Consider the following 23,644-nt stretch of genomic DNA (forward strand, 5'->3'; position numbering starts at 1 on the left):
CCCGTCAGGCCAACTGCCGGCGCACCAGTTCGTGAAGCCTGCCGCTGGTGTCCGCGAGCAGTTGCGCCGGGGGGCCCTGCTGGGCGACCTTGCCGTCCTCCATCACGATGACGCGGTCGGCGTCCAGCACCGTCGACAGGCGGTGGGCGATCACGACGCGGGTGGCGTTGAGCGCCCTGGTGCTCTCGATGACCATGCGCTGCGTCTCGTTGTCGAGGGCGCTGGTCGCCTCGTCGAAGAACAGGATGCGCGGCCGGCGGATCAGCGCCTGGGCGATCATCAGCCGCTGCCGCTGGCCGCCGGAGACCGCCCCGTTGCCCGCGACGATGGTGTGCAGGCCCATCGGCATCCGCTTGATGTCCTCGGCGAGGCCCGCCATCTCGGCCGCCGCCATCGCCTCCTCGGGCGTGTACGGCTCGGTGCCGCAGATGACGTCCAGGATCGAGCCGGTGAACGGCTGCGCGTGCTGGAGCACCACCCCGCACTGGCGCCGTACGGCGGACTGGTCGAGCGCCGCCAGGTCCTGGCCGTCGTACAGCACACTCCCGGAGACCGGCTTGTCGAAGCCGATGAGCAGCCGCAGCAGCGTCGACTTGCCGCAGCCGGACGGCCCGACGACCGCCACGAACTCGCCCGGCCGCACCTCGAACGACACGTCGTCGAGGACCAGCGGCCCGTCGTCGGAGTACCGGAACGACAACCGCCGCGCCTCCACGGCCCCGGTGAGCGGCCCCGGCCGGGTGCTGGCCGTGCGCACCTCCGGCGTCGCCCGCAGCACCGGCTTGATCTCCTCGTACAGGGGCAGCGCGGCCACCAGCGACACGAACGCGCCCGTGATCTGGGTGACCGAGGTGAGCAGCATCGTCACCGAGGTGTTGAAGGCGAGGAACGCGGCGGCGGACATCGAGCCCCGCGCCGGTCCCGCGAGCAACATGAACATCACCAGTGAACACAGCGGCAGATAGATCGCGCCGAGCACGGTGGTGAGGTTCTTGATCCGGCCGAGACGCTGCTGGAGCTCCCGGCTGCGCGCGAACTCGCGGGCCCAGGCGGCGTACGCGTAGTTCTCGGCCGCCGCGATCCGCAGCTTGGGCAGCCCGCGCAAGGTCTGGAACGCCCGGTTGTTCAGCTTGTTGGCGAGCACCGTCAGCCGCCGCTGCCAGCGCACCTGCCACAGCCCGAGCCCGAGGAAGACACCGGCGATCACGACGAGCATGCCCATCGCGGCCAGCGCCATCGGCACGCTGTACCAGAGCAGCAGCCCCAGGTTCATCGCCCCCACGGTCACCGACTGGGCGACGGTCGGGCCGACCCCCGCGAGCAGCCTGCGAATCGCGCTGATGCCCATGGCCGCGCTGGCCAGCTCGCCCGTGGAGCGGCCGGTGAAGAACTTCGTCGGCAGCCGCAACAACCGGTCCCACACGGCCGGTTGCAGCGTCGCCTCGATACGGCCCTCCAGCCGCAGGATGGTCATGTTCTGGAGCAGCATGAAGGCGGCCGCGACGACGCTGCTGACCATCACCGCAAGACAGACCTGCGCGATCAGCCCCGCCTCGGCCTTCGGCACGAACTCACCGAGCACCTTGCCGGTCGCGATGGGCACCAGCGCGCCGATCGCCACCGTCACCAGCCCGCTCAGCAGCAGCCCGGTCACATCCCGGCGCGTGCCGCGCATGCAGAACCGGAGCAGCCCGAGCGGACCCAGCGGGCGTTCGGGCAGCGGCCGGTAGAACATCACCGCGCGCGGCTCGAACTCCGGCGCGTTGGCCTTCTCGATCGGCGTCTCGCGTCCGGTCGCCGGATGCACCGCCACATAGCCGCCACGCCGCCACAGCAGCGCGACCGGAGCCCCCGACAACGCCCGGTGGCCCACCAGCGGGCCCACGTCGTCACGCCACCAGCTGCCGTCCAGCCGTACCGCCCGGGTGCGGACGCGTGAGGCGAGGGCGATGCGCTCGACCGGGTCGAGACGGTCGCTCTCGGCGCCACCGTGCCCGGGGTCCGCCAGCGGGATCCCGGCCGCGGCGGCGACCAGCTTGGACGCGGCGTACGTGGCGTCCGCGTCGGCGGCGGTGGTGCGCTTGGCCGACGGCTTGCCGATCGCCGCGAGCAACGTCCGGTCGGCCTGCGCGCGTACCTGCTCACCGGCCTTGATACCGGCGGCCGTACGGGTCTCGTGGGTGCGCTCCAGCTGCTCGATCCAGCGGTCCAGCGTGGTCAGCAGACGGTACTGCTGGTCGACCATGCTCTGCCAGACCGCCGGGTCCATCAGCAGGTCGGCCGCCGCCTCCGCGCCGTACACGGAGCCGTACTGGACGCTGCCGGGCGGCACCTGCATCCAGAACACGTCGTCGTCGTCCCCCGTGTCGGCATGCGCGCGCACGGGGGCACCCCCGTTTTCGGCGGCCCCCTCACCGGCCGTCGGCGCCTGGAAGAGGATCGCGAGGCTGCGGCCGACGCCGAGCGCGAGGGCGTACTCCAGCGGACTCGTCGTCGGAGGGACGTACTGCGGGTTGCCGTACTCGTCGTACGACCATGTCTGTGTCACCGCGGGCTGGTACAGCTCGCGCAGCCCGATGCGGTGCACCACGCAGTCCCTGACCGGACGGGCGATCAGCGTGTGCTGCGGGCCCGGCACCGGGCCGAGCAGCAGCGAGCCCGCCTCCAGCCGGCCCAGGTGGTGCCAATGGCCCTGCTGCGCCGCGTCCACCGCGAACAGGTCCAGGGCACCCGCCGCGACCAGCCACAGCGCCTGCGGACCCTCCAGGTCCAGCCGGCTGAACCCGGCGCAGTCGAGGGGCGTGCCCACCTGTCCGAGCGCCCCGAGGACGTAGTCGTCGCCGTGCACGGCCTTCATCTCACCGCTCCCTGACCAGCGCCGCGTACGCGCCGCCGCGCGCCACGAGTTCCTCGTGCCGGCCGCGTTCCACGATCGTGCCGTGCTGGAGTACGACGATCTCGTCGCTGTCCCGCACGGTGCTGAGCCGGTGTGCGATCACCACGCAGGCGCAGCCGCGCCGGCGCAGGTTGTCCATGACGGCCAGCTCGGTCTCGGCGTCCAGCGCGCTGGTCACCTCGTCCAGCACGAGGATGCTCGGCCGGCGCACCAACGCCCGGGCGATCTCCAGCCGTTGACGCTGCCCGCCGGAGAAGTTGCGCCCGTCCTGCTCGACCCGGCTGTGGATGCCGCCGGGGCGGCGCATCACGACGTCGAGCAGCGCGGCGTCCCTGAGCGCCTCCAGCACCGCCTCGTCCGGGATGGACGGGTCCCACAACGCCACGTTGTCCCGGACGGAGCCCTCGAACAGGAACACGTCCTGGTCGACAAAGGAGACGGAGGCCCCGAGCGCGCCGCGCGGGATGTCCTCCAGGCGCTGCCCGTCGATGCGGATCACGCCCTCCCAGGGCGTGTACAGGCCCGAGATCAGCCGGGAGACGGTCGACTTGCCGCTGCCCGAGCCGCCCACGAGGGCGACCTGCTGACCGGGTCCGACCGTCAGGTCGAAACCGGCGAGGAGGGGTTTGTCGAGCGGGCTGTAGCCGAAGGTGATGTTCTCCAGTTCGACATGACCGTGCAGCCTGCGCGTGGAGTCGCCGCCGGCGCGGTCGTACAGCGGGTCGGTGCGGAAGTTCTCCACGTCCTTCAGGCGGGCCACGTCGGCCGCGAAGTCCTGGATGCGGCCCGCGACGCCGTTGAGACGGGTCAGCGGGGCTGTGAAGCGGGTGACCAGCGCCTGGAAGGCGACCAGCAGGCCGACGGAGATGTGACCCTCGATCGCGCGCATACCTCCGATCCACAGGATCAGGGCGCTGTTGAGCGTGGCGAGCGTCGGCGCGACCACGCCCAGCCAGGCGCTCGGCACCCCGAGCCGCTGCTGCTCCTCCAGGGTGGTGGCGTGCTGCCCGGCCCACTTGCGGAAGTAGCCGTCCTCGCCGCCGGTCGCCTTCATCGTCTCGATCAGCTGGAGGCCGGTGTACGCCGTGTTCGTCAGCCGGGCGTTGTCGGCGCGGAGCTTGGCGGTACGGGTCGCGCGCAGCCGGATGACGACGCGCATGGCGACGACGTTCAGCAGCGCCACGCCGATGCCGACGAAGGTGAGCTGAGGGTCGTAGGTGTAAAGGAGCACGGCGTAGAGCACCACGACCACCGCGTCCACGCCCGCCGACGCCAGGTCACGCGCCAGCGTCTCGGCCACCGCGTCGTTCGACTGGAGGCGCTGCACCAGGTCGGCCGGGCTGCGCTGGGAGAAGAAGGTGACCGGGAGCCGCAGCAGATGGCGCAGGAAGCGCGCGCTGGACAGGGTCGAGGAGATGATGCGGCCGTGGTGCAGGTTGGCCTGCTGCAACCAGGTCAGCACCAGCGTCAGCAGCACGCAGGCGCCCATGGACGCGAACAGCACGTCCAGCAGCGAGGTCTGCCCACCGATCAGGAACATGTCGATGTAGGTACGGCTGAGCGCGGGCACCGCCGCGCCGACCACCACCAGCAGCAGGCTCGCCAGCACGGCGGCGGGCATCGTCGCGGCGGTGCCGCGCAGCCGGGCCGGCATCGCGCCCCAGACGCCCGGCCTGCGTCCGCCGCGGGTGAATCCGTCGCCCGGTTCCATCGTGAGGACGACGCCGGTGAAGCTGCTGTCGAAGTCCTCGATCGGCACGAAGCGCCGGCCCTTGCCGGGGTCGTTGACGAACACGCCCCGGCGGCCGAAGCGGCGGCCGATGCCGTCGTAGACGACGTAGTGGTTGAACTCCCAGAACAGGATGGCCGGCGCCTTCACCTCGGCGAGGGCGGCCAGGTCCATCTGCATGCCCTTGGCGGTCAGTCCGTAGCTGCGCGCAGCCTTCAGCAGATTGCTGGCGCGCGAGCCGTCGCGGGAGACACCGCAGGCGATGCGCAGCTCCTCCAGCGGGACGTGCTTGCCGTAGTGGCCGAGGACCATCGCGAGGGAGGCGGCGCCGCACTCGACGGCCTCCATCTGCAGGACGGTGGGGGTGCGGACCGTTCCGCGGCGGACCTTGGGGACGGTGCGCTTGGGCGGGGTGGCCCTGCGCCGGCCACGGGTATCGGGTGCGGCGGTGGTCACGGCAGCAGCCAATCGACGGGACGCTGATCGGCCAGCCGGATCGAGCCCGTGGCCATCGTCATGGAGGTGAGGGTGTAGGGCGGTCCGTCGGCCGACGACCACTTGTAGCCGCTCCTGGTGCCGGAGGACCGGTCCAGGCGTACCAGTACGGCGACGGGGCGGCCGTCCTTGGTGAACTGCTCGCCGAGCTGGTTGTCGCCGAGGAACGAGGCGATCTCCTGCGGCGACTGCGGGGCCCGGTCCACGGACTTCACATGGCCGCGCAGCACGCCGTACTCCTGGGTGGGGACCGTCTGCACGGTCAGGTCCACGGCGGCGTCCGCGGGGATGGACCCGGCGTTCTCGGCGGGCACGTACACGGTGGCGTACAGCGGATCGTCCGCGTCGGCGACCTTCTCGACGGCGGCGACGTTCGCACCGGTGGAGATGATCTGTCCGATCGTGGCCGCGAGCGCGGTGAGGCGCCCGGCGGCGATGGTGCGGACCTCGGTCTCACCCTCGGCGGTACGGACCTTCAGGACGGGGGAGTTCGCGGGGAGGCGCTTGCCCTCCTCGGCGAGGATCGCGGTGACCTGGCCTGCGACCGGGCTCTGCAGGATGTAACTGCCCTCGCCGTGCGTGAGGACGGCGGGTGCGCTCACCGTGGAGGTCACCGACCCGGTCACGGCCCACACGGACGCGGCGGCCATCGCGACCACGGTCACCGACAGCACGAGCCAGCCCTGCGGGCGGGCGAGGCGCACCGGGAGGTCGAGTTCCTCGGGCGACTGGAGCTTGGCGAGGGCCTGTTGGCGGAACTGCACGGATCTTCCCTCACCGGGTGGACTGTGTGACGGCATCCGAAGAGTCCCGGTGCCGGGAAACGGCTCCGGGACTCAACGGCACTGGCGTGCGATCAGAGACCGGCGACCAGGTTGGTGACCGGCGCGGTGTTGAGGCCGGTGACGCCCTCGACGGTGCCGACGACCGTGTCGACCAGACCGGAAACCGGGGCGATGCCGTCCACGGCGCCGACGACGGTGTTCACGGCGTTCACGGAGAGGCCGCCGGAGACGTTGTCGAGCTCGGCGTCGGAGATCTCGACGGTCTCGACCTGGGGGGTGGAGTTCATGATGGAACTTCCCTTCGTATGGCAATTTCACAAGGGGGGAGCGGCCCCCTCTGGGGACAGATGGACGGCCGCGGCCGCGGGCGCCGGGCACCCCTGGCCGGGGAGCCCTCGCGGACCCTGCGGTGCGATGGATCAAAGCACGCGGCGCTACCGGGCTTCCAATCAAACACAGGCCTCACCAGGGCACTTGAGCCCCAGCGGTCCCCATCCGTGCAGGTGTGGGCACGGCTTGTCGGCGACTTCTTCACACGGTGCCCGGCATCGCCCCGCACCGGCTCTTGCGGTCCGGACGGCGAATCCGGCACTCCCGCCCCAAAGGCGTGCCCCGGGGCGCGCGAATGTGCAGAAGCCTGGGGCCCGGTGACTTGGTTGAGTATTGAATGTGCAGATTCCCTGAAGCGAGGATTCCGCTAGGAGTCCTGAACGGATCGTTGCTGATCGATTACCAGCCGTATCAGCCCAGGAGCGCATAGACGGTGCTCGCGTGGGCCGCGAGTTCACCCGTCCGCTCGGCCGTCATGGAGATGTCGACGAACGCCGTCCGGCGGCCCAGCTTGGTCAGGACCGCCACGATCAGGACATCCGAGTCCGTCACCGCGCGCTGGAAGGACGTCGACTGCTGAACGGTCGCCATCGGGACGAAGGTGCCCCGCGCCGCCGAGACGGCGATCACGGTGGCGGTGTCGGCGGCGGCCATCAGGGCCTGCCCGCAGAGCGCGCCGCCCTCCCGGGCCAGCGCTGCCGACCAGGGCAGGCGCAGGGTGGCGCGGTCCTCGCCCAAGTCCTGGACGGACAGCGCGAGTTCCAGCACCCAGGGGGCGAAGTTGGCGGAGAGGATCTTGTCGGCTTCGGCGGTCGTCATCGTCATATGGGGGATTGTTCCCGGCGCGCGGCGGGCGCGCGCGGAGCTTGGCCGATTCGGCGTACGGACGGGCACGCGGCGAAGCGGAATTGAACGTCCCGCGCGCCCCGTGCGTACCAGTGGCCATCCAGGCGCCCCAACAGCTGCCAAGAGACGGCGGAACGGACCCCGTCCTCCAGGAGGTCGAGAACCCTTGAGTCACAAGCGAATTCCGAAGCGCAAGGCCGCAATCGCGGTGGGCGGCGTGGCGGCGCTCGGAGCGGCCGCACTTCTTCTGCCGAACGCCAACGCGTCCCAGGACGGCGCCGAGGACACGGCCGCGGCGCCCAGGACCCTGAAGGCGGGCGACGCCTCGGACCTCGCCTCGCAGCTCGCCGGTCTCCTCGGTGACGCCTTCGCGGGTTCCTACTACGACGAGGACAACCAGCAACTGGTCGTCAACGTGGTCGGCGACAACAACCAGCAGGTCGTCCAGGCCAAGAAGGCCGGCGCCGCGGTCCGCCAGGTCGAGAACAGCACGGCCGAACTGCGGTCCGCCGCGCAGATCCTGAAGACCGAGGCCACCATCCCGGGCACCTCGTGGGCCGTCGACCCCAGGACGAACAAGATCCGGGTCACCGCCGACAGCACGGTCACCGGCGCGAAGTGGGACACGCTGGAGTCGACCGTGCAGGGCCTCGGCTCCGGCATGGCGACCGTCCAGAAGTCGGCCGGCACCTTCAAGACCTTTGCCTCCGGCGGTGACGCGATATTCGGCGGCGGCTCCCGCTGCTCGCTCGGCTTCAACGTCACCGCGGGCGACGGCTCCCCGGCCTTCCTGACCGCCGGTCACTGCGGCGTCGCGGTCGCCGAGTGGTCGGACGCGCAGAACGGCGCCCCGATCGCCACCGTCGACCAGGCCGTCTTCCCCGGCGAGGGCGACTTCGCGCTCGTGAAGTACGACGACCCGGCGACGGAGGCGCCGAGCGACGTCGACGTCGGCGGCGGGCAGACCGTCCCGATCCTCCAGGCGGCGGAGGCCACCGTCGGCCAGGAGGTCTTCCGGATGGGCAGCACGACCGGCCTCGCCGACGGCACGGTCACCGGGCTCGACGCCACCGTCAACTACCCGGAGGGCACGGTCACCGGACTCATCCAGACCAACGTCTGCGCCGAACCCGGCGACAGCGGCGGCTCGATGTTCACCCAGGACGGCCTGGCCCTCGGCCTGACCTCGGGCGGCAGCGGCGACTGCACGGCCGGCGGTGAGACCTTCTTCCAGCCGGTCACGACGGCACTGGAGGCCGTCGGCGCGACGCTGGGCGGGGACGCGGGTGGCGCCGGTGCGGGCGACGACGCCGGTGCGGGCGCCGGTGACGAGGCGGGTGCCGGTGAAGAAGCCGGTGCCGGTGCGGACGGCGACGCGGGCGCCGGTGCCGGTGAAGGCGCCGGAGCCGGCGAGGACGCGGGTGCCGGTCAAGAAGCCGGTGCCGGTGAGCACGTCGGCGGCGAGCAGGCCGGTGGGGAAGCAGGCGGCGAGGACGCCGGTGCCGGCGGCGACCACGCGGGACCGGAGGACGGCTCCGGGCTGACCGGGACCCAGTGACCCGGCGCTGACCACGGCCCGGCCCTCCGGCGGGAGGGCCGGACCGCTCCGTTCCCGCGGCGCCCGGCCGCGCCCGCCCGCGTCCGGGACCCCTCAGACGTCCCCGTCCCCCCGCGTCCGCAGCAGCATCAGCGCCACGTCGTCGACCCGCTCCTCCGTGTCCCCCTGACCCACCATCACGTCGGCCAGCTCGTCCAGCGGCAGGTCCCCGGCCTCGGCCAGCCGCCGTCCCAGCTCCGCGAGCGCGTCCTCGATGTCGACGCCGGGGGACTCGACCAGCCCGTCCGTGTAGAGGACGAGCACCGAACCCGGCGGCAGGTCCACCTCGGTCGTCGGATACGTCGCCGAGCCGTCGATCCCGAGCAGCGGCCCGCCCGCGAGGTCGAGCACCCGCACCTTGCCGTCCGGCCGCCTCAGCAGGGGCGGCGGATGCCCGGCACGGGCCATCACGGCCCGCCCGCGTGCCGCGTCGATCCGCAGATACAGACAGCTGACGAACAGCTCGGCCCCGAGGCCGATGAGCAGCTCGTTGGTGCTGCGCATGACCTCCGCCGGGGCCTGACCCACCATCGTGTACGCGCGAACGGCGGTGCGGATCTGCCCCATCAGCCCGGCCGCCGTCACGTTGTGCCCCTGCACGTCCCCGATCACCGCGGCCGCCTGCCCCTCCAGCGGCATCACGTCGTAGAAGTCGCCGCCGATGTCCATGCCCCGGGTGCCCGGCAGATAGCGCGCGGCCGTGTCGATGCCGGGCAGCGGTGGCAGCGAGGGCGGCAGGAGAGCGGCCTGCAAGCCGTGCGCCAGCTGATGCTTGGCGTCGTAGAGCAGGGCGCGCTCCAGGGCGAGGGCGATCAGTCCGCCGAGGCTGGTCAGCACGGCACGCTCGTCGGCGGGGAAGGTGTGCGGCTCGGCGTAGGCCAGCACACACGTGCCCACCGGGCGCCCGGACGCGATCAGCGGCAGGTACGCCCAGGCCGCGAAGCCGTCCGGGGTCTCGTGCCGGATCGGATACAGCCGTTCCAGCTCCGCCCGGGAGTCGAAGAACGCCGGCACCCCGCTGTTGAGCGCGTGCGCGCCCGGCGTCGGCGAGCTCAGCGGCGAGCCGTCGAACCGCTCCACGACGTGCGGGTCCGGATAGCCGTGGTGCCCCAGCACATGCAGCCGGCCCGCACGGGAGCCGAGCAGCACCAGCGCCTGGCCGCCCAGGGCCGGCACGACCTCCTGGGCGGCCAGCTGCACCACGTCCTGCACGGTCACCGCCTCCGTCAGCGCACCGGCGAGGCTCAGCACCTGCGAGATGGTCACCAGCCGGGTCGGTCCCGGCCCGTCTCCGGGCGGCGGCACGGCCCGGCGCATCTCGGACACCGCGCGGGCCCTGCTCACCCGGACGCTCAGCCCCGTCGCACTCGGATACAGCCGGAACGACAGCCAGTCCCCCGGCGGGCGCACCGCGACGAACGACGTGGCGTGCTGGCTGAGCAGCGCGGCCCGGTACCGGTCCTCGTACACCGGATCGTTCAGCCACGGCACCGTCGCCCACAGCTGGGTGCCCTGCAGCCGGCCGGCCGGTACGCCGATCAGCTCGGCCGCCGCGGGGTTGGCGTAGGTGATCCGCCCGTGCAGATCCAGTGAGCACAGTCCGTACGGCAGCCGTGCCACCATCCGCGCCGCCTCGACCGAGCCCATCGTGCCCGCCAGGGACCCGACGGCCGGTGAGGCGAGCAGATCGGCCTCCGGCAGCACCGGCCGGCTCTCCTCCGCGGCCCGCTCCAGCCGCACGGCGAGCCGTTCGCCCGCCGCGGTCAGATGCTCCCGCTCCCGGTCGGTCAGCTCGTGATGGTCGGAGCCGGGCCAGGTCACGAACACCGCGCCGTAGGCCCTGGTCGCGGTCGCCACCGGCAGCGCGGCCAGCGCGAAGGGGTAGGGCAGCACCACGGAGACGCGCGGGAAGCGGCGGGCCATGTCCTCCTCGCCACCCACCCAGACCAGCCGCCGCGAGCGCAGCGCCTCGGCGACGGGGATGGGGGCGTTCACCCCGACCCGTTCCCAGGGAGCCGCGAACGCCCGGGGCAGTCCGCCCGCCACCGCCATCTCCAGCACGGTCTCGTCGGCGTCCAGCAGATACACCGCGCCGGAGTGGGCGTTGACGCCGTCCATCATCGTGGCCAGGGCCAGCGACAGCAGGGGACCACCGGCGGGGGCCTTGCGCGCCGCGGGCGCCTGTTCGTCGGGCACGCCGACCACCTCCTCGCAGCGCCGCGGGACGAGTCCCGGAAATCAATCTGCCCCGGGACGGCCCGCCCCGCACGGCGAGCGCCCCTCCACACGGGCAGCGGCGATGACGGGGAAAGGCACCGCGTACCCCGAGCGCCCCGGGCCATGCCCCAGGAGTCGAAGCGTGCGGTGGAGCACAGGCACGGAGTGCGCGCCCCCGCGTATCCCATTGGCCGGATTCGCGTGCCGCCACACGGCAACGGCGGCCAGGAATTGGGGCACGCGCTCCAGGTGTACTCGGCCGGGCCCCGGTGGCGGCCGTTCCCGCCAGGCACAGCGCCAGGCACCGACCCCCGCTGTGCCGCCCGGCCCGGCGCAGCAGCCCTTGGGCGCCGGCCTCCGCCGGCGTCTGGCGCCTTCTCGATCCGGTACGGCAGGTCGCCGACGGTCGTGGTGTTGCGGGCCGCGAGCTGCGGTTCGAGGAAGGCGGGCAGCGTCATCCAGCCGGGCACCTGGAAGGACGGCGTCCGCCGGTCCGGCACCAGCGTGCCCTCGCCGTCCCGCACCGCAGGCACCAGCGAGCCGCGCTCGTCGACGACGTGGCACGAGCGAAGGCGCCGTAGCGGACGTACAGCGGACCGTCGTCCCAGCGCAGGTCGGTCAGGACGTAGGGCCCCTCGAAGCCCTTCAGCAGCTCGCGCAGCACCAGGTGCAGATCCTTTTCGTCGGCCGGGTAGACGGTGACGAACTTGCCGCTGCTGTCGCGCGGGGCGTACTTGGCGTTGCGCAGGTGCAGCAGGTGGGCGGCCGGCACGAACTCGAACGGGATGCGCCGGGGCACGCAGTAGTCCCACACGATCGCCGCGATCCGGTCCGCGTCCGCCCGGGTGGCGGAGGCGTGGATCTTCCAGCCCTGGGTGGGGCCGTCTCGTACAGGGGCTGGCCGCCACCTCCGAGCCGGTCGGGCGTGTCGTGGAAGTGGCTGTCCGCCAGTGCGTACACCTCGTACCGCTTGTCCATGCCTCCCCCTCGGTGACCGGCAACGAGCCTTCCAGCCGGGGGCGGGCCCCGGACAGTCACGCCTGTCACGAGACGGCCGTGCGGTACGCATGTGTAAAAACCTGTCCGATCCGTTTCGAGCGTGGGCCCGCCCGACGGCCCGTCGAAGGGCCGCACTGTGTCCACAGGGGCTGCGCGCGGCGTTCATTAGCGCTGTAATACGGACGTGGTCAGTGAGGGCGTTGCCGGGCGCAGGGCGCGAGTGCTGCGTGCCGAGGACGCCCTCTCGGCGCTCATGGCCGACCCCGACACCCCCGAACGCGGGCACCGCCTCCTCGAACAGGCGCTCGTCTTCGCACGGGCGACCTTCGCCGCCTTCTACACGCCCAGCGACGACGGCGAGGTGCTGTGCATGGCCGAGTCGGCCGGCGTGCCCAGGACCCTGTACGGCCTGCGCGACGGCTATCCGCTCACCGGCGGCTCGCCGGTGGCCGACGCCCACCACACCGGTCGCGCCGTGTGGCTCGGCCCGGGCGAACTCGCCGACCGGGCGGAGTCCCGCCGTACCGCCGCGCGGGACTTCTCCCTGGCCGCGCTGCCCGCCCGTCGCACCGGCGGCGGAGGATGCCTGCTCGCCGTGAGCGAGTACCGGGACGGCTTCGACACCGACGACCGCAAATGCCTGGAGCTGATCGCCGACGCCGTCGCGGCGCCCTCCCCGTCACCGCACGCCGAGGGCGGTGAGCTGGCGCCGGGCGGGTTCAGCCTCGCCATGGACACCGGCCTGGTGCAGGTCGGCGACGACCTCCTGGAGCTGTTCGGCATCGGCCGGGACGAGTTCGACGGCAAGGTCGAGACGCTGCTCGGCCGGACCGTGCCGGAGGACCTGCCGTCGCTGATGTCCGTGGTCGAGGCCGACCACATGACCATCGGCGACCGCGAACTGGAGTTCCGGGTGCGCCAGCCCGGCGGGCCACCCAAGTGGCTCCGGCTGCGCGGCCGTCTGCTGCCCGGCGGCGAGGGCGTCGCCTCCCGGCTGTCGGGCACGGTCGACGACACCTCCACGCTGCGGTCCGACGTCACGGACGTCACCCGTGTCCAGCGCCTGGCCGCGGCCCTGGCCACCGCGGGCACCGTCCGTGACGTCAGCCAGGCGGTGGTCGCCGCCCTGCGCCGGCCGTTGCAGGCCGACCGGATCGCCCTGGCCGAACTGGAGCACGAGCGACTCGTCGTCACGGTCCTGGACCCGCCCGAACCGGAGGCCTGGCCCGAGCTGTGGCGCCTGGAATGGCGCACCGAATGGCCCGACGCGCCCGTGCGCGCCATGCCCACCCTGGCCGCCGCCCTGCGCGAGGGCCGCGCCCAGATCTGGCCCGCGGGCACCGCCCTGGAACCCGCGCTCGCCGAGGTCGGGCCCGGCGGCCTCGCCGTGCTCCCGCTGCCCGCGGGGGGCCGGATGGCCGGTGCCTGCCTGATCGGCTGGGACCGCCCGCACGACTTCGGACCCGACGAACGCGCCCTGCTCACCGCCTCCGCCGGTCTCGCCGGCCAGGCCCTGATGCGCGCCCACGCCTTCGACGCCGAGCACGAACTCGTCGGCATGCTCCAGCGCCAACTGCTCCCGCGCCGCCTGCCCGAGCTGCCCGGCGCGGTCGCCGTCGCCCGCTATCTGCCCGCGACGGCCGGTCTGGAGGTCGGCGGCGACTGGTACGACGTGATCCCGCTGCCCGACAACCACGTCGCCCTCGTCATCGGCGACGTCCAGGGCCACAGCGCGGGCGCCGCCACCCTCATGGGCCAGATGCGCACCGCGCTGCGCGCCTACGCCGTCGAGGGCCACCCACCGGACGTCGTCGTCTCGCACGCCAACCGGCTCCTCGTCGGCATGGAGACCGACCTCTTCGCCACCTGCGTCTACGTCGACGTCGACATGGAGGAGGGCTCCGCCTGGTGCGTGCGCGCCGGGCATCTGCCCGCGGTGCTGCGCCAGCCCGACGGCAGCACCGAGATCGCGGAGGTCGCGGGCGGCCTGCCGCTCGGCGTGCTGGCCCAGGCCGACTTCCCGATGAGCCCGCTGCGGCTCCAGCCCGGCACGCTCATCGCCCTGACCACCGACGGGCTGGTCGAGACCGCCGACTCCGACATCGACGAGGGCATGGCGGGCTTCGCCGAGCGGCTCGCCGCCTCCGACCCCGCCCACCTGGGCCTGGTCGCCGACGGCCTGCTCGGTGACGCGCACCGCGGCGACGACGTGGCCCTGCTCCTCATGCGCTACGACGGCATGGACGTCCGTCCGCGGCGCGAGACCTGGACCGTCTGGCGGGTCCCGGAGGCCGTCCGCCATGCCCGCCGCTTCACCCGGCGCACCCTGCGGGACTGGAGTGTGACCGCGCACACCGACGCCATCCTGCTGATCGTCTCCGAGCTCGTCACCAACGCCCTGGTGCACACCGACGGTCCGGTCCGCCTCGACCTCACCCTGGTCGACAGCCGGCTGCGCCTCACCGTCGCCGACACCTCCCCGCGCACGCCCGTCAAGCCCACCAGCATCGGCTGGGAGGCCACCGGCGGCCGCGGCCTGCTCCTCGTCGAGGCCATGTCGGCGTCCTGGGGCACGGTGCCGGCCAGCGGCGGCAAGCAGGTGTGGAGCGAGATCGCCCTGGACCGCTGACCCGCACGTGCCGTCGCTGCCGCCCCGGGTACTCGGAGCCGAGGACAGAGGACACACGACACAGGACAGCAGACGAAGGAGGCACGTCATGGCCCAGTACGTCCGCGACATCATGACCGCAGACCCGGTGACCGTGGAACCGCAGACGTCCGTCGCGGCGGTGGCCCGGATCATGCGCGATCAGGACCTCGGCGCCGTCCTGGTCACGGACGGCGACCACCTGCGTGGCCTGGTCACCGACCGTGACCTGGTGGTGCGGTCCATCGCCGACGGCGGCGACGCCGACGAGATCACCGTGGCCGCCGCGTGCAGCGACGACCTCGTGACCGTACGGTCCGACGAGGAACTGGACCACGCGGTGGAACTCATGCGCGAACACGCCGTCCGCCGCATCCCGGTCGTCGACGAGGACCACGCCGTGGGCATCGTCTCCCTGGGCGACCTGGCCATGGAGCGCGATCCGCAGTCGGCGCTCGGCGACATCAGCGTGGCCAGGCCCAACCCGTAGCCCGTCGCGCACCGCCGGCCGGCTCCGGCGTCCGCGGCGGCCGCGGAGTCATTCACCGCCGTCGACCGGGTACTCGGAGCGCATGAACCTCACCGCATACGAAGTAGCCGCAGCTGGTTCCGTCGCCGGGTTCGTCGCGGTCCTCGTCGGTGGCGTCATCGTCACCGGGGCCCTGGTCTGGGCCGTGCTGCTCGGCATCAAGGTCCGCAAGCGCGAGCCCCGACGGCCCCGGCCCGACGAGCAGCCCCGGCTGCCGGCCTCCGGCGCGGTCCGGGAGACCCGGGAACAGCGGGCACCCCGGGAGATGGGTGCGGACGACCGCCTCACCCCGCACGACCTGCGGCCCTCCGGCGGCATGTCCAGCGGCGACCAGCGCAGGCCACGCTGGAACCGCGGCTCCAGCGGCTCCTTCGGCAGCGGCGGCCCCGGCGGCGCCTGAGCCGCACGGCGTTTACCGGCGGCGACGACGGGGGACCCGGTCACCAGTTCCGTACACTCGTACGAGGGGACGCAGAAGGAAGAGGTTTGCGTCGTGACCACGTCCACCAGTGACAAACCCGTCGTCCGCCGGCTGGAAACCGGCTGGTCGAAGGCCCGTCGGCTGCGCGCGAAGAGCGAACTGCGCACCTGGCTCCCCGCCGTGGAGAGCCCGGACGGACCCCGGACCTCGCACACAGCGCCGGAGTGGAACATCGTGCGAGGTGAGGACTGAGGCAACACCTCCGTCGGCCGGTCCCGACCCGGCCGTCCTGACAGAGCGACTCCTGACGGATCAGCCGCCGTGGACCGCCCTCGCGCGCCCACGGCCGAGGGCCGTCCTACGCTGTGACAGTGCGCCTGCTCCTGACGTCGGACACCCATCTGCCGAAGCGCGCCAAGGCGCTGCCTGCCACGCTGCTCGCCGAGATGTCGGACGCGGACGTGGTCTTCCACGCCGGTGACTGGGTCGACACGGCCACCCTGGACCTGCTGGAGAGCCGCTGCCGCCGGCTGATCGGCGTGTACGGCAACAACGACGGACCCGAACTGCGCGCCCGGCTGCCCGAGGTGGCCCACGCCGAGCTCGACGGCCTGCGCTTCGCCGCCGTCCACGAGTCGGGCCCCGCGCAGGGCCGCGAAGCCCGTTGCGCCGCCCGCTTCCCCGGTCTGGACGTCCTGGTCTTCGGCCACAGCCACATCCCCTGGGACACCACGGCCGCGACCGGCCTGCGGCTGCTCAACCCCGGTTCCCCGACGGACCGCCGCCGCCAGCCGCACTGCACCTACATGACCGCGACCGTCGCCGGCGGCCGGCTCACGGACGTGACCCTGCACCGGCTGCCGCCCCGCTGACCGTGCCGCCCGCCGCGCCGGTCGCGGCTACGACTGCGGATGGATCGCCCCCCTGGTCGCCGTCAGCGGCGTCCCGCTGCCGCCCCACCGCAGCGCCACCATCTCCGCCGCGACGGACACGGCCACCTCCTCCGGCGTCCGCGCGCCGAGGTCGAGGCCGATCGGGGAGCGCAGCCTGGACAGCTCACCGTCGGTGAGACCGGCCTCGGTCAGGCGCTTGGTGCGCTCGTCGTGGGTACGCCGGCTGCCCATCGCCCCGATGTACGCGGCGGGCCGGCGCAGGGCCACCTCCAACAGCGGCACGTCGAACTTCGGGTCGTGCGTGAGCACGCAGATCACGGTGCGCTCGTCGGTGCCGGTAGCGCGCAGATAGCGGTGCGGCCAGTCGACGACGACCTCCACGCCGGGCGGGAAACGTTTCGGCGTGGCGAAGACCGGTCGGGCGTCGCAGACGGTGACCCGGTAGCCGAGGAAGTCACCGACGCGGGCGACCGCCGCCGCGTAGTCGATCGCGCCGAACACCAGCATGCGCGGCGGCGGCGCGAAGGAGTGCAGGAACACGGAGACGTCGTCCTCGCGCCGCTCCCCGCGCGGCCCGTAGTGCCGTACGCCGGTCGCGCCGAGGGCCAGTTCGCCGCGCGCGTCGGCGGTGACCGCCGCGTCCAGACCGCCCGTGCCGAGCGTGCCGGCCACCCGGTCCGGCCACACGGCTAGCGTCGCCCCGAGCGGCGCCGGCCCGTCGGTCACCGTCGCCACGGTCACGGGGCGGCCGTCCAGGACCGTCTCGGCGACCGCCCCGAAGGTGGGGTCCCGCTCCGGTGTGACCGGCCGGACCAGCAGGGTGATCTCGCCGCCGCAGGTCAGCCCCACCGCGAAAGCGTCGTCGTCGCTGTACCCGAAGGTCTCCAGCCGGGCCTCGCCGCTCTCGACGACCTCCTGGGCCAGTTCGAACACCGCCCCCTCGACGCAGCCCCCCGACACACTGCCGACCACCTCGTCGTCCGGTCCCACCGCCATCGCGGCACCCGGATCACGCGGCGCACTGCGGCTCACCCCCACGACCGTGGCCAGGCCGAACGGGGCTGATTGCGCGTACCAGTGGCGCAGCGCCGGAAGAATCTCACGCATATGGCGACCCTCGCATGGTTGAGCGTTAATCCATTGTCGCGCCGCCGCTCTTCTGCTGCACTGCACCCGACCAGTCGTCAGCGAGCAAGGAGTCACCGATGCGATCTCCCTTCATGTCCTCCGCCGCCGCAAAGACCCACTCCACAAAGGACATGACGCTTCGTGCACCTGCTCAACCTGGGGATCCTCGCGCACATCGACGCGGGTAAGACCAGCCTGACCGAACGGCTGCTGCACTCCGCCGGGGTGATCGACGAGATCGGCAGCGTCGACGCCGGCAGCACCCGGACCGACACCCTCGCGCTGGAGCGGCAGCGCGGCATCACCATCAAGTCGGCCGTCGTCTCGTTCCCCCTCGACGACGTGACCGTCAACCTCATCGACACCCCAGGTCACCCGGACTTCATCGCCGAGGTGGAGCGGGTGCTCGGGGTCCTGGACGGCGCCGTCCTGGTCGTCTCGGCCGTCGAGGGCGTCCAGGCGCAGACCCGCGTCCTGATGCGGACCCTGCGCCGGCTGCGCATTCCCACGCTGCTCTTCGTCAACAAGATCGACCGCCGCGGAGCCCGCTACGACGCGGTGCTGCGTTCGGTCTCCGAACGTCTCGGCGCGTCCGTCGTCCCCATGGGCACGGCCACCTGCCTCGGCACCCCGGCCGCCGGCTTCACTCCCGGTCCCGGCCCGGCCGCGCTCGACGTCCTCGCCGAGCACGACGACGACCTGCTCGCCGCCTTCGTACGGGGCACCGTCCCGGACGGCCTGCTGCGCGCGTCCCTCGCGGCCCGGACCCGCGAGGCCCTGGTCCACCCCGCCTACGGCGGCTCGGCCATCACGGGCGCCGGCGTCGACGCCCTGATCGGTGGCATCAGGGACCTGCTGCCGACCGCCGGCGGTGATCCCGGGGGCCCGGTCTCCGGGACCGTCTTCAAGGTCGAGCGGGGCCCGGCGGGCGAGAAGGTCGCCTACGCGCGCCTGTTCTCCGGCACACTGCGCATCCGTGACCGGGTGCCGTGCGGCGCGGAGCGCACGGAGGGCCGGATCACCGCCATCAGCGTCTTCGACCAGGGCACCGACACCCGGCAGGACGCCGTCCCGGCGGGCCGCATCGCCCGGCTGTGGGGCCTGACCGAGATCAGGATCGGCGACTCTCTCGGCGTACCGCGGGAGCCGTACGGGCACTTCTTCGCCTCGCCGACCCTGGAGACGGTCGTCGTCCCGGGCCCCGGGACGGACCGGCGGGCCCTGCATCTGGCGCTCACCCAGCTCGCCGAGCAGGACCCCCTGATCGCGCTGCGGCACGACGAGGTGCGCGCGGAGACGTCCGTCTCCCTGTACGGCGAGGTGCAGAAGGAGGTCGTCCAGGCCACGCTCGCGGGCGACTACGGACTGGACGTCACCTTCCGGGAGACCACACCTCTGTGCGTCGAGCGGCTGGCCGGGACCGGGTCGGCGGTGGAGTTCAACGGGAAGGACGCCAACCCGTTCCTCGCCACGGTCGGCCTGCGCGTCGACCCCGCCCCGCCCGGTGCGGGCGTCCGCTTCCGGCTGGAGGTGGAGCTCGGCTCCATGCCGTACGCCTTCTTCAAGGCCGTGGAGGACACCGTCCGCGAGACCCTCGACCAGGGCCTGCACGGCTGGCGGATCCCCGACTGCACGGTCACCATGACGCACTCCGGCTACTCGCCCCGCCAGAGCCACGCCCACCAGGGCTTCGACAAGAGCATGTCCAGCACCGGCCAGGACTTCCGGGGCCTGACCCCGCTGGTGCTGATCGAGGCGCTGCGGTGTGCGGGCACCCGGGTGCACGAGCCGATGCACCGCTTCCGGATCGAGGCCCCGGCCGACACGCTCGGCGCCCTGCTGCCGATGCTGGCCGCGCTGCGCGCCGTGCCGCGGACGACCGGGACCGGTGACGCGGCCTGTGTCATGGAGGGCACGGTGCCCGCGGCCCAGGTGCACGCCCTGGAACAGCGGTTGCCGGGGCTCACCCGGGGCGAGGGCGAGCTGGACAGCGCCTTCGACCACTACGCGCCCGTGGCGTCCGGCGCCGCGGTGCCCGAGCGGCCGCGCACCGACCACAATCCGCTGAACCGGAAGGAGTACCTGCTGAACGTGACACGCCGGGTCGGTACCTGAGGCACCGCCGGCCGGCGGAGGTCAGCGCGGCACGAGCGGGGCGAGGCGGCCCGCCGCGACCACCGCCTCGCCGCGACGGCCTCATCGGCAGCGTCAACGGCCTGATCCACGATCGGAGCACGGGGTCGGGTGCCCGCGACGCAGGACGAGCTGGTGGACGAGCTCGTCCACCAGCTGCTCGCAACACTGCGTCGCGGGGTCGCGGCCCGGGGCGCGCCGACGTGGGTCCGTCGCGATCCGGCGGAACGAGTCCTCACGTCAGGCCGCCCCCGCCGGTGGCACCCCGACGTCAGGCCGCGCCCAACTGCCGTCCGGCCGCGCCGACCGTCTGTTCCAGCAGCGTGGCGATCGTCATCGGGCCGACGCCACCGGGCACGGGGGTGATCAGCGCGGCCCGTTCGGCCGCCTGGTCGAAGTCGACGTCACCGACGTTCCCCGCGTTGTACCCGGCGTCGATCACGACGGCGCCGGGCTTGATGTCCTCGCCCCGGACCAGGCGTGGGCGCCCGACGGCGGCGACCACGATGTCCGCTTCCCGGACGGCCGCCGACAGGTCTTGGGTGCGGGAGTGGCAGTACGTGACCGTGGCGTCCCGGGCGAGCAGCAGCATGCCGGCCGGCTTGCCGAGGATGGCGCTGCGGCCGACCACCACGGCCCGCTTCCCGGCCGGGTCGACCTCGTACTCGTCGAGCAGCCGCATGATGCCGCCGGGTGTGCAGGACACGAACCCCGGCAGGCCGAAGCTCATCGTCGCGAACGACGCGAAGGTGACCCCGTCGACGTCCTTCTCCGGCGCGATCGCCTCGAACGCGGCCCGCTCGTCGATGTGCTCCCCGACCGGGTGCTGGAGCAGGATGCCGTGCACCTCGGGGTCGTCGGACAGAGCCCTGAGCGTGCCGACGAGTTCGGCGGTGGTCGTGGTCGCGGGCAGCACCACATGACGGGAGGTGATGCCGGCCTCGCGGCAGCGGTTCTGCTTCATACGGACGTAGGTGACGGACGCGGGGTCCTCGCCGACCAGCACCGTGGCCAGGCACGGGGCGGTGCCCGTGCGGTCGGTGAGATCGGCGGCGCGCTTCGCGGTGTCCTCGACGATGCGCCGGGCGAGCGCCGTACCGTCCATGAGCCGGGCCTGAGACATGATCCACTCCTGGGTCGATCGACCGGATCGCCCAGGCGCGCGGCATCGACTCTGCGTGAACCGCTCCCCGGTGGTACTCCACCTCAGCGCCAGTCACGGTCCCGGAACAGCGTAACCGAGGCCGTGCCGCAGCTTCCGTCCCGCCGCTGCCCCGTCCCGCTACCCCTCGTCCCACGCCTGGATCAGGGTCTGTTCGGTGATCTTGCCGTCCCGCAGCCTGAGCATCGACTCGGACAGGACCCGGACGCCGTCCGCGTACTCGCAGGACTCGGTGAAGGCCGCGCGGTCTCCCTGGACCACGCACTCCTCCAGCCTGTGCGTCATGTCGCGGCTGTACACGTCGTCGAGCATCGCGCTGATCTCGTCCCGGCCGTGCAGCACCCGGGGACGGCTGGGCTGCGTGTCCCGGTCCACGACGCGCACCTCGGCGTCGTCGGCGTAGAGCGACAGGAGGGTGTTCGGATTGCCTTCCACGGCCCGGCGCAGGGTCTCGGCGTCGAAGGCGGGACTGGCCGCAGTACCCATCGTGACCTCCTTCGGGGCCGCGGCCCGCGGGCGGGCCGCGCGGAGCCTCTCCTACGAGACTCCTCCGCACGGTCGGCCCCGGCAAGCGCGGCAGGGCTGCGCCTGACGGGTGAGGGGACTGGGCCGACCGTGTCCGGCCGGGGGCGGTTCGCGTTGCTGAAAGCATGATCTCAACACGTCGTTTCGTCGCAGCCGTTGGGCTCGCGGCCAGTGTCGCCGGACTCGCCGCCCCGTCGGTGAGCGCGGCCGAGGCCGACGCCCCGGGCGCCGGCGCACTCAGCCCGGTCGCCCTCCTCGACTCCCTCTCCGTCAGCGACATCCCCGCCGAGTACAAGGAGGACTTCCCGCGGCCGTCCGCGCAGCTGACCCAGATGAAGCGGCTGAACGACCTCAACCAGCTCCGCCAGATCACCGACATGGCGGCCCCCGTCACCGGACTGCTCCCCGACGTCCGCTGACCCCGCCGCCGCGGCCCGTCAGCCGGCCGTGGCGAGGAACTGCGTGGCCGCCAGCTCCGCGTACAGCGGGTCGGCGGTCACGAGTTCGCGGTGCGTGCCCACCGCGCGGACCTTGCCCGAGTCCATCACCACGATCCGGTCGGCCATCGTCACCGTGGACAGCCGGTGCGCGACGACCAGCACGGTCGTCGTACGGGCCACGTCGGCGACGGTGTCGCGCAGAGCCGCCTCGTTGACCGCGTCCAGCTGCGAGGTCGCCTCGTCGAGCAGCAGGAGTCTCGGACGGCGCAGCAACGCGCGGGCGATCGCCACCCGCTGACGCTCCCCGCCCGACAGCTTGGTGCCGCGATGCCCGACGAGCGTCTCGACCCCCTTCGGCAGCCGCTCGACCAGCCCGTCCAGCCGAGTCGTCTTCAGCACCCGAGTGAGGGCGTCGTCGCCCGCCTCCGGGTTGCCCAGCAGCAGGTTGTCGCGCAGCGACCCCGACAGCACCGGCGCGTCCTGCTCGACGTAACCGATCGCCGAGCGCAGCTGCGGCAGCTCCCACTCCGTGAGGTCCCGCCCGTCCAGCGTGATCACGCCCGACTCCGGGTCGTAGAACCGCTCGATGAGCGAGAAGACCGTCGTCTTGCCCGCGCCGGACGGGCCGACGAACGCCGTCATGCCCTGCGCCGCCACCTCGAAGCTCACGCCGTGGTGGACGTACGGCAGGTCGTCGGCGTAGCGGAAGCGGACGTCCTCGAAGGCCAGCGCCGCCGGGGGCGCGCCGGCCGACGGCAACGAGGCGGCGGCCGCCCGGGGTTCGGCGGGCAGCCGCAGCGCCTCCTGGATCCGGGCCAGGGCGGCGGCCCCCGTCTGGTATTGGGTGATCGCGCCGACGACCTGCTGGATCGGCGACATGAGGTAGAAGACGTACAGCAGGAAGGCGACCAGCGTGCCGATGTCCACGGCGCCGGTCGCGACCCGCGCGCCGCCGACCGCGAGCACCGTGATGAAGGCGATCTGCATCGCCAGCCCGGCCGTGTTGCCCGCGGCCGCCGACCACTTGGCGGCCCGCACGCTCTGCCGCCAGGACTCCTCGGCCGCCGCGTGCAGCGTCCGCTCCTCGCGGTGCTCGGCGCCGGACGCCTTCACCGTGCGCAGCGCGCCCAGCACCCGTTCGAGCGAGGCACCCATCACGCCGACGGCGTCCTGTGCCCGGCGGCTGGCCTTGTTGATGCGGGGCACGATGAAGCCGAGGACCGTTCCCGTGCCGAGAACCACGGCGAGCGTGACGCCGAGCAGCACCGGGTCGACGAAACCCATCATCACCACGGTCGCCACCAGCGTGAGCCCACCCGTGCCGAGGCCGACCAGGGAGTCGGTCGTGACCTCGCGCAGCAGCGTGGTGTCCGAGGTGATGCGGGCCATCAGGTCACCTGGCTCACTGCGGTCCACCGCGGATATCCGCAGCCGCAGCAGGTACGACGACAGGGTCCGCCGTGCGCCGAGCACCACCGACTCCGCGGTGCGCTGGAGCACGTACCCGCCGAGAGCGCCCAGCGCGGCGTTGGCCACGACGAGGGCCGACATGGCCAGCAACGCCCCGGTGATGGCCCGGTCGTGGGACAGGTCGTCGATCAGCCCCCGCGCCACCAGCGGCAACGCCAGGCCGGTGGCCCCGGTGACCAGCGACAGCAGCGCGCCCACGAACAGGGTCCACCGGTGGGGCCGCACATAGCCCAGGAGCATGCGCCACGGGGGCGGGGCGGTCTCCGTCTCTGCGATGCTCACGCTGCTCCTTCACGGGTCCGAGGGGACGCTCGGAGACTACGGGGCAGCACTGACAACCGACGTGGGCGTGCGCGGCGCGCACCCGCAACCGTCCCCTTACCGATCAGTCACGCGTAGGGT

The 23,644-nt window shown here is 72.8% G+C and carries 18 protein-coding genes, 1 pseudogene and 1 riboswitch; of the genes and pseudogenes, 8 read left to right on the forward strand and 11 right to left on the reverse strand.

Annotation, left to right across the window (positions count from 1 at the left end; translation table 11 throughout):
• Positions 1 to 4: 4 nt before the first annotated feature.
• The 5 genes from AB0O67_RS08760 to AB0O67_RS08780 all read right to left on the reverse strand — a co-directional run bounded on the left by AB0O67_RS08760 (position 5) and on the right by AB0O67_RS08780 (position 7,060).
• Positions 5 to 2,857 carry an NHLP bacteriocin export ABC transporter permease/ATPase subunit gene (locus AB0O67_RS08760; RefSeq protein WP_365447657.1) on the reverse strand — a complete coding sequence of 951 codons (2,853 nt, stop codon included), beginning with the start codon at positions 2,855 to 2,857 and terminating at the stop codon, positions 5 to 7.
• Position 2,858: 1 nt separating this feature from the next.
• The gene (locus AB0O67_RS08765; protein WP_365447659.1) at positions 2,859 to 5,081 is read right to left on the reverse strand and encodes an NHLP family bacteriocin export ABC transporter peptidase/permease/ATPase subunit; all 2,223 of its coding nucleotides are present in this window, start codon (positions 5,079 to 5,081) and stop codon (positions 2,859 to 2,861) included.
• Positions 5,078 to 5,884: an HlyD family efflux transporter periplasmic adaptor subunit gene (locus AB0O67_RS08770; protein ID WP_365447661.1), complete on the reverse strand. Its 807-nt coding sequence runs from the start codon at positions 5,882 to 5,884 to the stop codon at positions 5,078 to 5,080. The genes AB0O67_RS08765 and AB0O67_RS08770 overlap by 4 nt, the downstream gene beginning before the upstream one ends.
• A 92-nt stretch (positions 5,885 to 5,976) precedes the next feature.
• On the reverse strand, positions 5,977 to 6,192 hold the full coding sequence (locus tag AB0O67_RS08775) for a type A2 lantipeptide (RefSeq protein ID WP_196456400.1): 216 nt from the start codon (positions 6,190 to 6,192) through the stop codon (positions 5,977 to 5,979).
• A gap of 454 nt (positions 6,193 to 6,646) precedes the next feature.
• The gene (locus tag AB0O67_RS08780; RefSeq protein ID WP_365447663.1) at positions 6,647 to 7,060 is read right to left on the reverse strand and encodes a PaaI family thioesterase; all 414 of its coding nucleotides are present in this window, start codon (positions 7,058 to 7,060) and stop codon (positions 6,647 to 6,649) included.
• Positions 7,061 to 7,247: 187 nt separating this feature from the next.
• Here AB0O67_RS08780 and AB0O67_RS08785 point away from each other — a divergent pair, with 187 nt between their 5' ends.
• Entirely contained in the window at positions 7,248 to 8,639 is a 1,392-nt protein-coding gene (locus tag AB0O67_RS08785) for a S1 family peptidase (protein ID WP_365447665.1), read from the forward strand.
• A 93-nt stretch (positions 8,640 to 8,732) separates the two neighbouring features.
• Here AB0O67_RS08785 and AB0O67_RS08790 read toward each other — a convergent pair whose 3' ends face one another.
• Both AB0O67_RS08790 and AB0O67_RS08795 read right to left on the reverse strand, forming a co-directional pair.
• Positions 8,733 to 10,883: a SpoIIE family protein phosphatase gene (locus AB0O67_RS08790; RefSeq protein WP_365447667.1), complete on the reverse strand. Its 2,151-nt coding sequence runs from the start codon at positions 10,881 to 10,883 to the stop codon at positions 8,733 to 8,735.
• A 383-nt stretch (positions 10,884 to 11,266) separates the two neighbouring features.
• Positions 11,267 to 11,873 (reverse strand): annotated as a pseudogene (locus AB0O67_RS08795) (lantipeptide synthetase); the annotation flags it as partial.
• Between the two features lie 205 nt (positions 11,874 to 12,078).
• Here AB0O67_RS08795 and AB0O67_RS08800 point away from each other — a divergent pair.
• The 5 genes from AB0O67_RS08800 (at position 12,079) to AB0O67_RS08820 (ending at position 16,363) form a co-directional block, all read left to right on the forward strand.
• A complete protein-coding gene (locus AB0O67_RS08800; protein WP_365447669.1) occupies positions 12,079 to 14,523 on the forward strand; it encodes a SpoIIE family protein phosphatase in 2,445 nt (814 codons plus the stop codon).
• A gap of 88 nt (positions 14,524 to 14,611) precedes the next feature.
• The gene (locus AB0O67_RS08805; protein ID WP_365447671.1) at positions 14,612 to 15,031 is read left to right on the forward strand and encodes a CBS domain-containing protein; all 420 of its coding nucleotides are present in this window, start codon (positions 14,612 to 14,614) and stop codon (positions 15,029 to 15,031) included.
• A gap of 82 nt (positions 15,032 to 15,113) precedes the next feature.
• A complete protein-coding gene (locus tag AB0O67_RS08810) occupies positions 15,114 to 15,470 on the forward strand; it encodes a DUF6479 family protein (RefSeq protein ID WP_365447673.1) in 357 nt (118 codons plus the stop codon).
• 93 nt (positions 15,471 to 15,563) lie between these two features.
• Positions 15,564 to 15,743 (forward strand): hypothetical protein, encoded by a 180-nt coding sequence (locus AB0O67_RS08815; protein WP_365447675.1) that lies wholly within the window; start codon positions 15,564 to 15,566, stop codon positions 15,741 to 15,743.
• Positions 15,744 to 15,862: 119 nt separating this feature from the next.
• The gene (locus AB0O67_RS08820) at positions 15,863 to 16,363 is read left to right on the forward strand and encodes a metallophosphoesterase (RefSeq protein ID WP_365447677.1); all 501 of its coding nucleotides are present in this window, start codon (positions 15,863 to 15,865) and stop codon (positions 16,361 to 16,363) included.
• Positions 16,364 to 16,390: 27 nt separating this feature from the next.
• Here the strand turns inward: AB0O67_RS08820 and AB0O67_RS08825 are convergent, their stop codons facing one another.
• Positions 16,391 to 17,491: an XdhC family protein gene (locus tag AB0O67_RS08825; RefSeq protein WP_365447679.1), complete on the reverse strand. Its 1,101-nt coding sequence runs from the start codon at positions 17,489 to 17,491 to the stop codon at positions 16,391 to 16,393.
• 162 nt (positions 17,492 to 17,653) lie between these two features.
• Here AB0O67_RS08825 and AB0O67_RS08830 point away from each other — a divergent pair, with 162 nt between their 5' ends.
• The gene (locus tag AB0O67_RS08830; RefSeq protein ID WP_365447681.1) at positions 17,654 to 19,627 is read left to right on the forward strand and encodes a translation factor GTPase family protein; all 1,974 of its coding nucleotides are present in this window, start codon (positions 17,654 to 17,656) and stop codon (positions 19,625 to 19,627) included.
• Positions 19,628 to 19,916: 289 nt separating this feature from the next.
• On the opposite strand, the gene AB0O67_RS08835 is transcribed toward AB0O67_RS08830, so the two are convergent.
• Complete coding sequence (locus AB0O67_RS08835) at positions 19,917 to 20,768, reverse strand: bifunctional 5,10-methylenetetrahydrofolate dehydrogenase/5,10-methenyltetrahydrofolate cyclohydrolase (RefSeq protein WP_365447683.1); 852 nt, start codon at positions 20,766 to 20,768, stop codon at positions 19,917 to 19,919.
• Positions 20,769 to 20,790: 22 nt separating this feature from the next.
• Positions 20,791 to 20,875: riboswitch (ZMP/ZTP riboswitch) on the reverse strand.
• Positions 20,876 to 20,927: 52 nt separating this feature from the next.
• Complete coding sequence (locus tag AB0O67_RS08840) at positions 20,928 to 21,293, reverse strand: nuclear transport factor 2 family protein (RefSeq protein WP_365447685.1); 366 nt, start codon at positions 21,291 to 21,293, stop codon at positions 20,928 to 20,930.
• A gap of 164 nt (positions 21,294 to 21,457) precedes the next feature.
• On the opposite strand from AB0O67_RS08840, the gene AB0O67_RS08845 reads away from it, so the two are divergent.
• Complete coding sequence (locus AB0O67_RS08845; protein WP_365447687.1) at positions 21,458 to 21,751, forward strand: hypothetical protein; 294 nt, start codon at positions 21,458 to 21,460, stop codon at positions 21,749 to 21,751.
• 18 nt (positions 21,752 to 21,769) lie between these two features.
• Here AB0O67_RS08845 and AB0O67_RS08850 read toward each other — a convergent pair whose 3' ends face one another.
• Entirely contained in the window at positions 21,770 to 23,524 is a 1,755-nt protein-coding gene (locus AB0O67_RS08850) for an ABC transporter ATP-binding protein (protein ID WP_365447689.1), read from the reverse strand.
• Positions 23,525 to 23,644: the final 120 nt, after the last annotated feature.

This window comes from Streptomyces sp. NPDC086077 (assembly GCF_040686175.1).
Lineage (GTDB): Bacteria > Actinomycetota > Actinomycetes > Streptomycetales > Streptomycetaceae > Streptomyces.

Bases quoted from the DNA above. Each gene is read 5' to 3' on its own strand.
- AB0O67_RS08845 (WP_365447687.1), top strand. From the start codon at position 21,458: ATGATCTCAACACGTCGTTTCGTCGCAGCCGTTGGGCTCGCGGCCAGT.
- AB0O67_RS08810 (WP_365447673.1), top strand. From the start codon at position 15,114: ATGAACCTCACCGCATACGAAGTAGCCGCAGCTGGTTCCGTCGCCGGG.
- AB0O67_RS08760 (WP_365447657.1), bottom strand. From the start codon at position 2,857: ATGAAGGCCGTGCACGGCGACGACTACGTCCTCGGGGCGCTCGGACAG.
- AB0O67_RS08775 (WP_196456400.1), bottom strand. From the start codon at position 6,192: ATGAACTCCACCCCCCAGGTCGAGACCGTCGAGATCTCCGACGCCGAG.
- AB0O67_RS08805 (WP_365447671.1), top strand. From the start codon at position 14,612: ATGGCCCAGTACGTCCGCGACATCATGACCGCAGACCCGGTGACCGTG.
- AB0O67_RS08825 (WP_365447679.1), bottom strand. From the start codon at position 17,491: ATGCGTGAGATTCTTCCGGCGCTGCGCCACTGGTACGCGCAATCAGCC.
- AB0O67_RS08780 (WP_365447663.1), bottom strand. From the start codon at position 7,060: ATGACGATGACGACCGCCGAAGCCGACAAGATCCTCTCCGCCAACTTC.
- AB0O67_RS08840 (WP_365447685.1), bottom strand. From the start codon at position 21,293: ATGGGTACTGCGGCCAGTCCCGCCTTCGACGCCGAGACCCTGCGCCGG.
- AB0O67_RS08835 (WP_365447683.1), bottom strand. From the start codon at position 20,768: ATGTCTCAGGCCCGGCTCATGGACGGTACGGCGCTCGCCCGGCGCATC.